The 14,806-nt window shown below is 64.0% G+C and carries 12 protein-coding genes, 3 tRNA genes and 1 riboswitch; of the genes, 5 read left to right on the top strand and 10 right to left on the bottom strand.

The annotated features are described in order from the left end of the window. The first annotated feature begins 205 nt into the window (after nucleotides 1-205). Nucleotides 206-2,164: an acetoacetate--CoA ligase gene (locus tag Q0P59_RS12970; protein WP_295006887.1), complete on the top strand. Its 1,959-nt coding sequence runs from the start codon at nucleotides 206-208 to the stop codon at nucleotides 2,162-2,164. Here the strand turns inward: Q0P59_RS12970 and Q0P59_RS12975 are convergent, their stop codons facing one another. Beyond that, a complete protein-coding gene (locus tag Q0P59_RS12975) occupies nucleotides 2,165-3,274 on the bottom strand; it encodes an acyltransferase (protein WP_295006889.1) in 1,110 nt (369 codons plus the stop codon). 67 nt (nucleotides 3,275-3,341) lie between these two features. Beyond that, entirely contained in the window at nucleotides 3,342-4,613 is a 1,272-nt protein-coding gene (gene yegQ / locus Q0P59_RS12980) for a tRNA 5-hydroxyuridine modification protein YegQ (RefSeq protein ID WP_295006891.1), read from the bottom strand. Nucleotides 4,614-4,649: 36 nt separating this feature from the next. Between yegQ and rng the strand changes: the two genes are divergently transcribed. The 3 genes from rng to Q0P59_RS12995 all read left to right on the top strand — a co-directional run bounded on the left by rng (nucleotide 4,650) and on the right by Q0P59_RS12995 (nucleotide 7,480). Then, nucleotides 4,650-6,101, top strand: a complete 1,452-nt coding sequence (gene rng, locus Q0P59_RS12985; protein ID WP_295006893.1) for a ribonuclease G — start codon at nucleotides 4,650-4,652, stop codon at nucleotides 6,099-6,101. A 19-nt stretch (nucleotides 6,102-6,120) separates the two neighbouring features. Next, nucleotides 6,121-6,996: a dienelactone hydrolase family protein gene (locus Q0P59_RS12990; protein WP_295006895.1), complete on the top strand. Its 876-nt coding sequence runs from the start codon at nucleotides 6,121-6,123 to the stop codon at nucleotides 6,994-6,996. A gap of 70 nt (nucleotides 6,997-7,066) precedes the next feature. Continuing rightward, nucleotides 7,067-7,480 carry a ProQ/FINO family protein gene (locus Q0P59_RS12995; protein WP_295006897.1) on the top strand — a complete coding sequence of 138 codons (414 nt, stop codon included), beginning with the start codon at nucleotides 7,067-7,069 and terminating at the stop codon, nucleotides 7,478-7,480. A 67-nt stretch (nucleotides 7,481-7,547) separates the two neighbouring features. Here Q0P59_RS12995 and Q0P59_RS13000 read toward each other — a convergent pair. From Q0P59_RS13000 to Q0P59_RS13010, 3 genes are all read right to left on the bottom strand, one after another. Beyond that, nucleotides 7,548-7,623: transfer RNA gene (locus Q0P59_RS13000), tRNA-Met, on the bottom strand. Nucleotides 7,624-7,707: 84 nt separating this feature from the next. Then, nucleotides 7,708-7,783: transfer RNA gene (locus tag Q0P59_RS13005), tRNA-Lys, on the bottom strand. 20 nt (nucleotides 7,784-7,803) lie between these two features. Further along, nucleotides 7,804-7,879 (bottom strand) — tRNA-Lys (locus tag Q0P59_RS13010). A gap of 157 nt (nucleotides 7,880-8,036) precedes the next feature. On the opposite strand from Q0P59_RS13010, the gene Q0P59_RS13015 reads away from it, so the two are divergent. Beyond that, a complete protein-coding gene (locus Q0P59_RS13015; protein WP_295006899.1) occupies nucleotides 8,037-8,861 on the top strand; it encodes a mechanosensitive ion channel family protein in 825 nt (274 codons plus the stop codon). Nucleotides 8,862-8,922: 61 nt separating this feature from the next. Here Q0P59_RS13015 and metF read toward each other — a convergent pair whose 3' ends face one another. From metF to metK, 5 genes are all read right to left on the bottom strand, one after another. Continuing rightward, nucleotides 8,923-9,747 carry a methylenetetrahydrofolate reductase [NAD(P)H] gene (gene metF, locus Q0P59_RS13020; protein WP_295006901.1) on the bottom strand — a complete coding sequence of 275 codons (825 nt, stop codon included), beginning with the start codon at nucleotides 9,745-9,747 and terminating at the stop codon, nucleotides 8,923-8,925. Next, on the bottom strand, nucleotides 9,744-10,565 hold the full coding sequence (locus Q0P59_RS13025; RefSeq protein WP_295006903.1) for a TlyA family RNA methyltransferase: 822 nt from the start codon (nucleotides 10,563-10,565) through the stop codon (nucleotides 9,744-9,746). The genes metF and Q0P59_RS13025 overlap by 4 nt, the downstream gene beginning before the upstream one ends. A gap of 91 nt (nucleotides 10,566-10,656) precedes the next feature. Further along, nucleotides 10,657-12,069, bottom strand: coding sequence for an adenosylhomocysteinase (gene ahcY / locus Q0P59_RS13030; protein WP_295006905.1), 1,413 nt, complete (start codon nucleotides 12,067-12,069; stop codon nucleotides 10,657-10,659). An 81-nt stretch (nucleotides 12,070-12,150) separates the two neighbouring features. After that, nucleotides 12,151-12,225: riboswitch (S-adenosyl-L-homocysteine riboswitch) on the bottom strand. 32 nt (nucleotides 12,226-12,257) lie between these two features. After that, nucleotides 12,258-13,463: an HD-GYP domain-containing protein gene (locus Q0P59_RS13035; RefSeq protein ID WP_295006907.1), complete on the bottom strand. Its 1,206-nt coding sequence runs from the start codon at nucleotides 13,461-13,463 to the stop codon at nucleotides 12,258-12,260. 70 nt (nucleotides 13,464-13,533) lie between these two features. Beyond that, nucleotides 13,534-14,697, bottom strand: coding sequence for a methionine adenosyltransferase (gene metK / locus Q0P59_RS13040; protein ID WP_295006909.1), 1,164 nt, complete (start codon nucleotides 14,695-14,697; stop codon nucleotides 13,534-13,536). Nucleotides 14,698-14,806: the final 109 nt, after the last annotated feature.

Genomic DNA, 14,806 nt, shown 5'->3' on the forward strand with positions numbered 1-14,806 from the left:
CCTCCGGCCGGTTGATGCGGATCAGGCCTACCTTGCCGATGACTTCGCTGAGGACGACTTGGGACATGGGGTTCTCCTTGGTTCGGTGATATTTTGCGGTTTTCCCGTCGCGCAACCACCTCGACCTTTGTCCGGTTGGCGACAGTTGACGTTAACGTTAACCTGCTATCCTGTCATGCAAAATCGACAACACCCAGGAGACAAAATGACCTACGCCATCGAAGCGCAGCCCTTGTGGCAACCCAATCCCCAAACCGTCGGCGATACCCGCATGGCGTCGTTCATGCAGGCGACCGGCCATGGTCGCTATGCCGATCTCTGGCAATGGTCGGTTGACCAGCCGGAGGCCTTCTGGTCGACGATCTGGGATTTCTGCGGCGCCGTTGGCGACAAGGGGGGGCGGGTTCTCGTCGATGGCGAGCGCATGCCGGGCGCCCGCTGGTTTCCCGATGCCCGCCTGAACTACGCCGAAAACCTGCTCAAGGCGCGCGATACCGGCGAGGCGCTGGTGTTCTGGGGCGAGGACAAGGTGAAGCGGCGGATGAGCCGGGCCGAACTCTACGCCGAAGTCGCCCGCTTCCAGCAATTCCTGATCGCCGCCGGCGTCGGCGAGGGCGACCGCGTTGCCGGCTACCTGCCCAACCTGCCGGAAACCCTGGTCGCCATGCTGGCCGCCACCTCGCTCGGCGCCATCTGGTCGTCCGCGTCGCCGGATTTCGGCGTGCAGGGCGTGCTCGACCGCTTCGGCCAGATCGAGCCCAAGGTGCTGGTCTGCGTCGATGGCTACTGGTACAACGGCAAACCGGTCGATTGCCTGGCCAAGAACGCCGAAGTGGTCGCCCGCATGCCGTCGCTGCTGAAAACGGTGGTCGTCCCCTACCTGAATGCACAGCCGTCGCTGGCCGGTATCGCCGGGGCCACATGCTGGAACGATCTGGCCCCCGTGGACGGTGCCGCCGAGGTCGTCGTCTGCCGCGTCGCCTTCGATCATCCGCTGTTCATCATGTTTTCCAGTGGCACCACCGGCGTGCCCAAGTGCATCGTCCATTGCCACGGCGGCGCCCTGCTGCAGCATCTCAAGGAGCACCAGCTGCACAGCGACGTGCGCCCCGGCGACCGGCTGTTCTACTTCACCACCTGCGGCTGGATGATGTGGAACTGGCTGGTCTCCGGCCTGGCCTGCGGGGCGACGCTGCTGCTCTACGACGGCTCGCCGTTCGCCGGCGGCGGCACGGTGCTGTTCGACTATGCGGCGGCCGAGCGGATGACCCACTTCGGCACCTCGGCCAAGTTCATCGACGCGGCGGCCAAGATGGGCCTGACGCCGGGCAAGACCCACGATCTCGGCGCCCTGCGCGCCATGTTCTCGACGGGCAGCCCGCTGTCGCCGGAAGGCTTCGACTGGGTCTACCGCGAAATCAAGCAGGACATCCTGCTCGCTTCCATTTCCGGCGGTACCGACATCATTTCCTGCTTCGTCCTCGGCAACCCGGTGCTGCCGGTGTATCGCGGCGAAATCCAGTGTCGCGGCCTGGGCATGGCGGTCGCGGTCCTGGACGACGACGGCAGCCCGGTGCGTTCGCAAAAGGGGGAGCTGGTGTGCACCAAGCCCTTCCCGGCGATGCCGGTCGGCTTCTGGAACGATGCGGATGGCGCGAAATACCATGCCGCCTATTTCGAGCGCTTCGCCAATATCTGGTGCCACGGCGATTTCTCGGAACTGACGGCACACGACGGCATGATCATCTACGGCCGTTCGGACGCCACGTTGAATCCCGGTGGCGTGCGCATCGGCACGGCGGAAATCTACCGCCAGGTCGAGCAGCTGCCGGAAATCCTCGAATCGCTGGTCATCGGTCAGGCCTGGCCGCCGGGCAAGGAAGACGATGTGCGGGTGGTGCTCTTCGTGCGCCTGCAGGAAGGCTGCGTACTCGATGCCGCGCTGATCGAGCGCATCAAGAAGCAGATCAAGGACAACACCACGCCGCGCCACGTGCCGGCCAAGGTCGTGCAGGTGCAGGACATCCCGCGCACCAAGTCGGGCAAGATCGTCGAACTGGCCGTGCGCAACGTGGTGCAGGCGCAGCCGGTGAAGAACGTCGAAGCCCTGGCCAATCCGGAAGCCCTGGAGTTCTTCCGCGGGCGGCAGGAACTGGCCGACTGATCAGAAGCGACGGGCGAGCAGGGTGCCGACCAGCGGCACCTTGCGCACGATCTGCAGCGTATTGCCGGCGCTCCAGCTCAGCGCGGCGGTGATGCGCCGGCTGGCTTCCGGGCTTTCGATCCAGCGATAGAACAGGGTTGCGGCAGCGATGCTGGCCGATACCGACAGGCCGAGGCAGACCAAAGTGGACAGCGGTGAGTCGTAATCGGTCTGGGCGTACAAGGTGTTGGCCAGCAGCAGGACCGGGAAGTGCACCAGGAAGACCGAGTACGAGATCTGGCCGAGGAAGGCCAGCGGGCGGAAAGCCGGCCACTGTTCGAGCAGGCCGGTGCGCCGTCCGAAACCGAGCAGCATGGCGACGCCCAGGGCGAGCGCGATGCGCAGGCGGAAATCGATGACCAGCGCGGCAATGGCGACAGTCAGGATGACGCCCAGCCAGGAGGACATTTGCCGGCGATCGGATGCCCACCAGGCGGCGGCGCCCAGGCCGTAGGAGCCGAAGAAATAGATCGCCCAGTTGTCCCAGCCGGCATCGCGGTTGAACCAGAACAGCGAGGCGGTGGCGACGGCCAGCACCAGCGCCGGCGCGACGATGCGGACGCGACCCGACCACAGCAGGATGGCCATCAGTGCGAACAGCTGGAAATCGATGGCGATGTACCAGACGCCGGCCGACAGGGCGTCGAAGCCAAGCAGGCCGTGCAGCAGGGCGGCGTGGGCCAGCCATTGCAGGAAGGTGGCGCGCGCCGGAATCGCGTCGTCTTCCATCCAGCGGTCGGCGATGGCCGCGGCGATGATGGCGAGGCCGATGGCCGCGAGGTAGGGCACGGCCAGGCGCAGGTAGCGCTTCCAGATCAGCGGCAGCGGCGATCCGGAGAGCGCCTGCCCGTGGGCCGACAGGCCGCGCGCCGCGAGGAAGCCGGCGATGACCAGGAAGACCTGCACCGCCATGCGGCCGTACTCAAAGAACCAGTTGAAAACGACCGGGAAATAGTCGCGCGCGGCCTCGGCCAGCGGGCCGTAGGACGAGAAATGGTTCATCAGCACGAGCAATGCCGCGACCGCCTTCAGGGCATCGATCAGGGGCATGCGGTTCTGGTTCTGGCTCATGACGCGAATATTACACCTTGTTGTTGCGGTGCACAAAGTGGTTTGATGTTGATTTGTATGGACTTTATTACATAAAACGCGCAAGGAACGAATCGGTGTACAGCGCCGGCAAATCGACCCATACGCGGTGGCCGCTGCCGGGGGCGACGGACACCGGCTGGCCGTCCTTGTTTTCCATCCGGCTCAGGCGCTGGCGATAGTTGCCGCCGGGATGGACGCACTCCACGTCGTCGCCCAGCGCGAAGCGGTTCTTGACGGCGATTTCCATCAGGCCGCGGGCCGTGTCGAAGGCTACCGCATCGCCGACGTACTGGCTCTTGTCCGACTCGGAATGGCCGCGCAGGTAGTTCTGGTAGTCGGCATCGTGGTGGCGCTGGTAGAAACCGTCGGTATAGCCGCGGTTGGCCAGGTTCTCCAGCTCGCCGAGCAGGCTGGCGTCGAAGGGGCGGCCGGCGACCGCGTCGTCGATGGCCTGGCGATAGGCCTGGCAGGTGCGGGCGACGTAGTAGGGGCTCTTGGTGCGGCCCTCGATCTTCAGCGAGTCGATGCCGATCTCGGCCAGGCGATGCACGTGTTCGATGGCGCGCAGGTCCTTCGAGTTCATGATGTAGGTGCCGTGCTCGTCTTCCTCGATGGGCATCAACTCGCCCGGGCGCTGCTTTTCCTCGAGCAGGATTTCCGCGTCGCGATCCATGAACTGCACGGGCTGTTCGGCCGGCTGATGGACCTTGTAGTCCCAGCGGCAGGAATTGGTGCAGGTGCCCTGGTTGGGGTCGCGGTGGTTGAAGTAGCCGGAGAGCAGGCAGCGGCCGGAGTAGGCGATGCACAGCGCGCCATGGACGAAGACTTCGAGCTCGATGTCCGGGCATTGCTGGCGGATTTCGGCCACTTCGTCGAGCGACAGCTCGCGCGACAGGATGATGCGGGTCAGCCCCAGCTTCTTCCAGAAACGGACGGCCGCCCAGTTGACGGTGTTCGACTGTACCGACAAATGGATCGCCTGTTCGGGCCATGCCTCGCGTACCATGTCGATCAGCCCGGGGTCGGACATGATCAGGGCGTCCGGCTTGAGGGCGACGACCGGCGCCATGTCGGCGAGGTAGGTGGTCAGCTTGGCGTTGTGCGGGAAGATGTTGCTGACGACGAAGAACTGCTTGCCGCGCGCATGCGCCTCGGCGATGCCGTCGCCCAGCTTTTCCAGCGTGCCGAACTCGTTGTTGCGGACGCGCAGGCTGTAGCGCGGCTGGCCGGCATAGATTGCGTCGGCGCCAAAATCGAAGGCGGTGCGCATCATGTCGAGCGAGCCGGCGGGAGCGAGAAGTTCGGGCGCCTTGCGCATAGTAGAATCCAGAAAAAACCGCGAATTGTAGAGCGTATGACCGAAGAAATCCTGATCAATTTCACGCCGCAGGAAACACGCGTTGCCGTTATGCAACAAGGGGTTGTGCAGGAGTTGCACATCGAGCGCACGGCGAGCCGCGGGCTGGTCGGCAACGTCTATCTGGGCCGCGTTGTGCGCATCTTGCCGGGGATGCAGTCGGCCTTCGTCGAGATCGGCCTCGAGCGCACCGCCTTCCTGCATGTCGCCGATATCTGGCAGCCGCGCGAGACGGCGACCGAGCGGCCGATCGAGCGCATCCTGGCCGAAGGGCAAAGCATCGTCGTGCAGGTGATCAAGGACCCGATCGGCACCAAGGGCGCCCGACTGTCCACGCAGATTTCCATTGCCGGCCGCATGCTGGTCTACCTGCCGCAGGAAAAACATATCGGCATCTCCCAGCGCATCGAGTCCGAGGCCGAGCGCGAGGCCTTGCGCGACAAGCTGACCCGGCTGATGCCGGCGGACGAGAAGGGCGGCTTCATCGTGCGGACCATGGCCGAGAACGCCAGCGAGGCCGAGTTCGCGACCGATATCGCGTACCTCAAGAAGACCTGGGCGGACATTCGCGACCGGGCGCGCATTTCGGCGCCGCCGTCGCTGCTTTATCAGGAGTTGTCGCTGGGGCAGCGCGTCCTGCGGGATTTCGTCAATCCCGAAACCACCCGCATCTTTATCGACTCGCGCGAAAACTTCCAGAAACTGACCACTTTCGCCGAGGAATACACGCCGGCGGTGCAGTCGCTGCTCGAGCATTACACCGGCCAGCGCCCGCTGTTCGACCTGCACGGGGTCGAGGAGGAAATCCAGAAGGCGCTGGCGCGCCGCGTCGACCTGAAGTCGGGCGGCTACCTGATCATCGACCAGACCGAGGCGATGACCACCATCGACGTCAATACCGGCGGCTTCGTCGGCGTGCGCAATTTCGACGACACCATCTTCAAGACCAACCTGGAGGCGGCGGTCACCATCGCCCGCCAGCTCCGGCTGCGCAATCTCGGCGGCATCATCATCGTCGACTTCATCGACATGGAGAACGAGGAGCACAAGAAAGCCGTGCTCGACGAGTTCAACAAGGCGCTGGCCCGCGACCACACCCGGCTGACGGTCAACGGGTTCACGGCGCTCGGCCTGGTCGAGATGACCCGCAAGCGCACCCGCGAGTCGCTGGCCCATGTGTTGTGCATGTCCTGCCCGACCTGCGGCGGGCGCGGCGAGGTCAAGACGGCGCGCACGGTGGCCTACGAGATCCTGCGCGAGTTGCTGCGCGAGGCGCGGCAGTTCAATGCCCGCGAGTACCGCATCCTGGCCGGCCCGGAGGTCGTCGATCTCTTCCTCGACGAGGAGTCGCAATCGCTGGCCATGCTTTCCGACTTCATCGGCAAGGCCGTTTCCCTGCAGTCCGAGCCGAGTTATTCCCCGGAGCAGTACGACATCGTCTTGATGTAACCCACTGAAAAGGCAAGCCATGGAAACCGAATCCGAGTTGGACAGTCTTGTGCCGGCACAATCCTTCGATCGCCGAAGCTTTATCGTCACGTCGCTGGGCGCCGGATTTGCGCTGGCCACCCAGTCGGTCTTGGCGCAAACGGCGATCAAGACCGACGAGACGGGCCTGGTCGCCGGCGAAATCAAGGTGCCGGTGAAGGATGGCGACATGGTGGCCTACCGCGCCGTTCCGGTGGGGCTGAAAAAACCGCCTGTCGTGCTGGTGGTTTCCGAGATATTCGGTGCGCACGAATATATCCGCGACGTCTGCCGCCGTTTCGCCAGCTTGGGCTACTGCGCGATTGCCCCGGAACTGTTCGCCCGCCAGGGGGACCCGCGTCAGATCGCCAGCATTCCGGATATCCAGGCGCGGATCACCAGCAAGACGCCGGATGCCCAGGTGTTGAGCGACCTCGACGCCTGCGTGGCCTGGGCCGCCGGCAAGGGTGCGGACACCGGCCGGCTGGCCGTTACCGGCTTCTGCTGGGGCGGCCGCATCACCTGGCTGTATGCCGCCCACAACCCCGGGGTCAGGGCCGGGGTGGCCTGGTACGGCCGTCTGGTGGGGGTCGCCAACGACTTCACGCCCAGGCATCCGACCGACCTGGCCGGCCAGTTGAAAGCTCCGGTGCTGGGCCTGTATGGCGGTCTCGATGCGGGCATCCCGCTGGAAACGGTCGAGGCCATGGAGAAGGCGCTCCAGCTGGGCGGGGCGGCTGCGCAGGCGTCGGAAATCCACGTCTATGACAATGCGCCGCATGCCTTTCATGCCGACTACCGGCCCAGCTACCGCAAGGAAGAAGCCGAGGATGGCTGGCAGCGGATGCTCGCCTGGTTCCGTAAAAACGGCGTCTGAATGCGGATTCGAGGCCGAAAATGCGTGCCTTCGTGCTAACCTTCGCGCCTCGACTCGTTCCCGTTTCATCATGACCACAGAAACCACCACCGACAAACCCGTCGATGCGCGTGCCCTGCTCAAGGACCTGCAGACGCGTTTCGATGTCTTCCGCAATTTCAGCCCGCTGGCCATCGGCATCGACAAGCAGGTCTTCGCCCAGTTGCCCGAGGTCAGCAAGAAGTCCCTGCGCATGGCGATGCGTAGCCACACCATCTCGACGCGTTACCTGAAGGAGATGGAAAAAGGCAGCATGCGCCTGAACCTGGATGGCTCGCCGGCCGGGGAAGTAACCGACGAAAACCGCCAGCACGCGGCCGAGCAGCTGAAGGAACGCTTCAAGAAGCAGGCCGAGCAACGCAAGGCGGCCGAGGCGGAAGCGAAGGCCGAGCAGCGTCGGCAGGAAAAGCTGAGCCAGCTGGCCGAGAAGTTCGGCCGCAAGTAAGCGGAAAGCGGCACCCACCACAAAGAAAAAGGCCAGTCGAGCGACTGGCCTTTTTGCTGGAATGCTGTGGTTGCGGGGGCAGGACTTGAACCTGCGACCTTCGGGTTATGAGCCCGACGAGCTGCCAACTGCTCCACCCCGCGTCCGGTGGTCGATTCGCCAGGGCGAACCGGGTACTGCTGAAGCAAAAAGCCTCGGCACCAGGCCGAGGCTTAGAGCTTTTATTCTGGTGGGGCGTCACAGATTCGAACTGTGGACCTACGGATTAAGAGTCCGCTGCTCTACCAACTGAGCTAACGCCCCAGAATCCCCTGCAAAACGACTGGTGGGTCGGGCGAGATTCGAACTCGCGACCAACGGATTAAAAGTCCGCTGCTCTACCGACTGAGCTACCGACCCGCCTAGGGAGCGCGAATTATATAGACCACCCCTTGGTGCGTCAACGGGAAAGCGGAGTTTTGTGAAGATATGTGCCCCGGCATATTTTTTCCGGGCGGCCGAACTAGAATTTGCGGTGCCCATTCGGGGCATCTTTCACGGTGGAAGGAGAGCAGAAATGACCGAGCAGGATATTTCCCGTTACCAGGATCTGATTGTCGCAACGGCTACCGATGTCGGGGTCAAGATACTCGCGGCCATTGCCTTTTGGGTGATCGGCCGCTGGCTGATCGGCGTCGCCGTCGGCATGGTGCGCGCCGCGCTCGAAAGACAGAAGGTCGATCCGACGGTGCTGCGCTACGTCGGGTCCATCGTCACCGTCACGCTGAACGTGTTGCTGGTCATCGGCATCCTCGGCTACTTCGGTATCCAGACCACCACCTTTGCGGCCTTGATCGCCGGTGCCGGTATCGCCATCGGGGCGGCCTGGGCGGGGTTGCTGGCCAATTTCGCGGCCGGCGCCTTCCTGATCGTGCTGCGCCCCTTCAAGGTCGGTGATTTCGTGACCGTGGCCGGCCTCACGGGGACGGTGACCGAAATCGGCCTGTTCGCGACGACGGTCAATACGCCGGACAACGTGTCGACCGTGATCGGCAACAACAAGATATTCGGCGACAACATCCAGAACTTCACCCACAACCCGTTCCGCCGGGTCGATCTGAAATGCCAGCTGGCCGGCGCGGCCGATCATCAGGCCGCGATGGCCCTGCTGCGCGACAGGATCGCCGCCATTCCCAATGTTCTGGCCGAGCCCAAGATCGATGTCGAGATCCTCGATTTCACCTTGGTCGGGCCGGTGCTGGCGGTGCGCCCGTACTGCCACAACGACCACTACTGGCAGGTGTATTTCGATACCAACCGGGTGATCCGCGAGGCGCTGGCCGAAGCCGGATTCCCGGCACCGATGCCGGCGCAGAACGTGATCGTGACGCAAGCCGCCTGATTTTTCGAGGCGCAAAAAAGCCCGCGCACCAGGCGCGGGCTTGCTTTGTCTGTCGTCCGGATCAGCCGAGGCGGCGGCAGATTTCAGTGGTCAGCGCCGACTGGTTCATGGAATAGAAGTGCAGGCCGGGGGCACCGCCCTTGAGCAGGCGTTCGCACAGTTCGGTGACGACATCGAGGCCGAAGGCGCGGATAGCGTCGGCATCGTCGCCATAGCTCTCGAATTTCCTGCGCATCCAGCGCGGGATTTCGGCGCCGCAGGCATCGGAGAAACGGGCCAGCTTGGTGAAGCCGACGATGGGCATGATGCCGGGGACGATGGGTACGTCGACGCCCAGCGCCCGGGCTTCGTCGACAAAGCTGAAGTAGGCGTCGGCGTTGAAGAAATACTGGGTGATGGCCGAATTGGCGCCGGCCTTGACCTTGCGCGCGAAGGCCTCGAGATCGTCCTTCGGGCTGCGCGCCTGCGGGTGCCATTCCGGGTAGGCGGCGACCTCGAGGCTGAAATGGTCGCCGGTTTCGGCCCGGATGAATTCGACCAGTTCGTTGGCGTAGCGGAATTCCCCGGTCTCGGCCATGCCCGAGGGCAGGTCGCCGCGCAGGGCGACGATGCGGCGGATGCCGGCCGCCTTGTAGTCGGCGAGGATGTCGCGGATCGATTCGCGCGTCGAGCCGATGCACGACAGGTGCGGGGCGGCGTCGAAGCCTTCGGTGGCGATTTCCTTGACCACGGCGAAGGTGCGTTCGCGGGTCGAGCCGCCGGCGCCGAAGGTGACCGAAAAGAAACTCGGCTTCAGTTCGGCCAGCTTGGCACGGACGGTGCGCAGCTTGTCGACGCCTTCCGGCGTTTGCGGCGGGAAAAACTCGATGGAGATTTCTGTATTCATTTGTTCAACCAGATGAAGAATTCGCGGTTGCCGTCACCGCCGGTAATCGGGCTGTCCAGCCAGGCGCGGACGGTCAGGCCGAGGATGCGGGCGCAGTCCCGCAGCTTGCGTTCGACGTCGACGTAAAGGGCGGTGTCGCGGACGATACCGCCCTTGCCGATGTTGGCCGGGCCGACTTCGAACTGCGGCTTGACCAGCAGCAGCATGTCGCCTTGCGCTGCCAGCAGGGCGGGCAGTTGCGGCAGGATCAGCGTCAGCGAAATGAAGGAAACGTCGCCGACGATCAGGTCGAAACCGTTGGCCGGAAACGCCTGGCCGAGATCGGCGGCGCTCAAGCTGCGGCAATTGACCCCTTCGATGGCGGTGATCGCCGGATCGGCGCGCAGGTTCGCATGCAACTGATCGTGGCCGACATCGACGCCGACGACATGCCGGGCGCCGGTTTGCAGCAGGCAGTCGGTGAAGCCGCCGGTCGATTGGCCGACGTCGAGGCAAACCTTGCCGCCGACGGCGATGCCGGTCCGCGCCAGGGCACCGGCCAGCTTCTGCCCGCCGCGCGAAACGAAATGGCCATCCGGGTCGGCGGCGACGATCAGCGGCGTGTCGTCCGGCAAATCCATGGCCGGCTTGCCGATCGGGCCGCCTGCCCAGCTGACGCGTCCTTCCTTGATCAGTGACTGGGCCGCCGTGCGCGAAGGGGCCAGCTTCTGGGCGACGAGCAGGGCATCCGCCCGCGACACGCCAGCCGGTCGTTCGTACGACGGCTCGCGTGCCGGCCGCGGCTTTTTCTGCCGCGCGTGGAAGGAGTTCATGCTCATGGCGAGTTGTTGGTCAGTAGTCGGTGGTTGTTAGCAAAAGCGGGGGCTTGGTTTTCCCCGCGAATGACTGGCAACTACCGACTAGCGACTCTCAGTACCGGTAGTGGTCGGCCTTGTACGGGCCTTCCTTCGGGACGCTGATGTAGGCGGCCTGCTCGTCGGTCAGCTCGGACAGTTGCGCATTGAGCGTCTTCAGCTGCAGGCGGGCGACCTTCTCGTCGAGGTGCTTGGGCAGGGTGTAGACGCCGACCGGGTACTTGTTGGAACCCTTGACCGCTTCCGTCCACAGCTCGATCTGGGCGATGGTCTGGTTGGCGAAGGACGAGGACATCACGTAGGACGGATGGCCCGTGCCGCAGCCGAGGTTCACCAGGCGGCCCTTGGCGAGCAGGATGATGCGCTTGCCGTCCGGGAAGATGACGTGGTCGACCTGCGGCTTGATCTCTTCCCACTGGTACTTCTCGATCGACGCGACGTCGATTTCGTTGTCGAAGTGACCGATGTTGCAGACGATGGCGTTGTTCTTCATCTTCACCATGTGGTCATGGGTGATAACGTGGAAGTTGCCGGTGGTGGTGACGAAGATGTCGGCCTTGTCGGCGGCGTATTCCATGGTGACGACGCGGTAGCCTTCCATGGCGGCCTGCAGGGCGCAGATCGGGTCGATTTCGGTGACCCAGACTTGTGCGGACAGGGCGCGCATGGCCTGGGCGGAACCCTTGCCCACGTCGCCGTAGCCGGCGATGACGGCGATCTTGCCGGCGATCATGACGTCGGTGGCGCGCTTAATGCCGTCGACCAGGGATTCGCGGCAGCCGTACAGGTTGTCGAACTTGGACTTGGTCACCGAGTCGTTGACGTTGATGCCCGGGAACTTGAGTTCGCCGCGCTGGTGCATCTGGTACAGGCGATGGACGCCGGTCGTGGTTTCCTCGGTGACGCCCTTGATCTGGGCCAGGCGCACGGAGTACCAGGTCGGATCGACGGCCAGCTTGGCCTTGATGGCGGCGAAGAGGATGGTTTCTTCCTCGGAGCCCGGCTTGGCCAGCAGCTCGATGTTCTTCTCGGCACGGGCGCCGAGGTGCAGCAGCAGGGTGGCATCGCCGCCGTCGTCGAGGATCATGTTCGAATAGCCGCCGTCGGCCCATTCGAAGATGCGGTGGGTGTAATCCCAGTAATCGACCAGGGTTTCGCCCTTGACGGCGAAGACCGGGATGTTCTGCGCGGCGATGGCGGCGGCAGCGTGGTCCTGGGTCGAGAAGATGTTGCACGAGGCCCAGCGGACTTCGGCGCCGAGCGCAGTCAGCGTCTCGATCAGCACGGCGGTCTGGATGGTCATGTGCAGCGAACCGGTGATGCGCGCGCCCTTGAGCGGCTGGGTCTTGGCGAATTCCTCGCGGATGGCCATCAGGCCCGGCATTTCGGTTTCGGCAATGAGGATTTCCTTGCGACCCCAGTCGGCAAGGGAAAGATCGGCGATGACGTAGTCTTTGAATTCAGCCACAGTAAGCTCCTAAATAACTGTGACGGGGAGGGGAGGTGCGGCGTTGTTGCTCACCGGCGGCCCCCTGCGCCCGGCAGGGTTGATCAGTGAGCGCCGTTTTAAACCGAGCCTGGGAACGATGGTGTTTGCCTCGTTCCTGCAGCGCCCCTCGGTAGGTTGCGGATTATAAACCGTTTTCGGGCCGGAATTCAGCCTTTGTCGCCGGCCCAGTATTGGTCGATATCCTTGATGCCCCACTTGGCGGCATCTTCGCGGCCGGCGATCTTTTCCGGGCTGCGGGCCAAGTCGACGATTTCCGGCTTGATGTAGGCTTGCGACTTGGTCGAGAAAAAGACCTTGACCCTGGGCTTGAGCAGCGACTGCTCGCCCTGCTCGATGACGACGCCCAGCTTGCCCGAGGCCAGCTTGACCAGCGAGCCGATCGGGTAAATGCCCAGGCTCTTGACGAATGCCTGGAAGACGGTGGGATCGAAGTGCCCCTTCCACTCGGCCATGCGCTTGATCGATTCGGCCGGATCCCAGCCCGCCTTGTAGGGGCGGTTGGAGGTGACCGCGTCGTAAACATCGCAGACGGCGCCCATCTTGGCGAACAGGCTCATCGTCTCGCCGGTCAGGCCCTTGGGGTAGCCGCTGCCGTCGATCTTTTCGTGGTGATGCAGGCACACGTCCTTGGTGATGTCGCTGACCCCCTGGCCTTCGAGCAGCAGTTTGTAGCCTTCTTCGGGGTGGGTCTTGACCAGGTCGAACTCGGCGTCGGTCAGCTTGCCCGGCTTGTTGAGGACGTCGAGCGGAATCATCGCCTTGCCCAGGTCGTGCAGCAGGCCGGCCATGCCGGCCTCCTTGACCTGCCGTTCGTCGAGGTCGAGCTGGCGGGCCAGCGCAATCATCAGGGCGCAGACGGCGACCGAGTGCATGAAGGTGTAGTCGTCCGCAGTCTTCAGGCGGGCCAGGCTGATCAGGGCGCCCGGGTTGCGCATTACGGAATTCGAGATCTCCTCGACCAGCGGGGCGACCGCGTCGGCTTCGATGGCCTTGCCCATGCGGGCTTCCTGGAACATCGAAACGACGGCCTCCTTGCCCTTGGCGACAATCCGGGAGGCGCGCTTGACCTCATCGCTGAACGAGGCTTTTTCCTGGACGACGGGTTGCTCGACCGGGATGACCTCGGCGCTGACAATCCCGCTCGTCTCTTCGCCCGCGTCGGCGACGACGTCGATACCCTTGGCAACGTCGATCCAGACCTCCTTGATCGGGCTTTCCACGATGAGGATCAGATCGTTGGGGTCGGTCAGGACGAACCGGGTCCGCCAGAACGGGTGGTCCAGCCAGGCGCCGCAAAAGGCCTGCAGGTGCATGCCCAGCACCAGTCGTTCGACAGGGATTTTCTTCAACATATTTGATGATTTTAACGAAAAAGGGAGCCGCATGGGCTCCCCTCTTGCAAAACTTCACAAAGCTGTTGTCTTACAGGCCGGCATCCGAGCGCAGCAGGTTGGCGCGGTCGGTGGCCTCCCAGGTGAATTCCGGTTCGTCGCGGCCGAAGTGGCCGTAGGCGGCGGTCTTCTGGTAGATCGGGCGCAGCAGGTCGAGCATGTTGACGATGCCCTTCGGACGCAGGTCGAAGTGCTTGCGGACCAGCGCGGTCAGGGTCTCGTTGCTGACCTTGCCGGTGCCGTAGGTCTCGACCATGATCGAGGTCGGCTCGGCGACGCCGATGGCGTAGGAAACCTGCACCAGGCAGCGCGAGGCGAGGCCGGCGGCGACGATGTTCTTGGCGACGTAGCGGGTGGCGTAGGCGGCGGAACGGTCGACCTTGGACGGATCCTTGCCGGAGAAGGCGCCGCCGCCGTGCGGGGCGGCCCCGCCGTAGGTGTCGACGATGATCTTGCGGCCGGTCAGGCCGCAGTCGCCCTGCGGGCCGCCGACGACGAAGCGGCCGGTCGGGTTGACCAGGAACTTGATGTCGCCCTTGATCAGCTCCTTCGGCAGCACCGGCTTGATGATCTGTTCGATGGTCGCTTCGCGCAGGTCTTCCAGGCTGATATCCGGCGAATGCTGGGTGGACAGCACGACGGTGTCGATGGAGTGCGGCTTGCCATCGACGTAGCGGATGGTGACCTGCGACTTGGCGTCGGGGCGGGCCCACGGCAGGCGGCCGTCCTTGCGCAGCATGGCCTGGCGCTCGACCATGCGGTGCGACAGGTAGATCGGCAGCGGCATCAGCGACGGAGTTTCGTCGCAGGCGTAGCCGAACATCAGGCCCTGGTCGCCGGCGCCCTGGCCGAGGTTGTCGTCGTAGGCGGCATTGACGCCCTGGGCGATGTCCGGGCTCTGCTTGTCGTAGGCGACGAGCACGGCGCAGCCCTTGTAGTCGATGCCGTAGTCGGTGTTGTCGTAGCCGATGCGCTTGATGGTGTCGCGGGCGACCTGGATGTAGTCGACGTTGGCGGAGGTGGTGATTTCACCGGCCAGCACGACCAGGCCGGTGTTGCACAGAGTTTCGGCGGCGACGCGGGAATGCTTGTCCTGGGCCAGGATGGCGTCGAGGATGGCGTCGGAAATCTGGTCGGCAACCTTGTCGGGATGGCCTTCGCCGACAGATTCCGAGGTGAAGAGGTAATCGCTCATGAAATGCTCCAGTGGTCCTTCAGTCCGGCGTTACCTGCCTTGGACCACGAGCGGGCGACGCTTTAGCAGAATTTGTGAATCGCCCCGCAAGTTGTCTCTTTAACTCGGC

Source organism: uncultured Dechloromonas sp. (assembly GCF_945957265.1).
GTDB lineage: Bacteria > Pseudomonadota > Gammaproteobacteria > Burkholderiales > Rhodocyclaceae > Azonexus.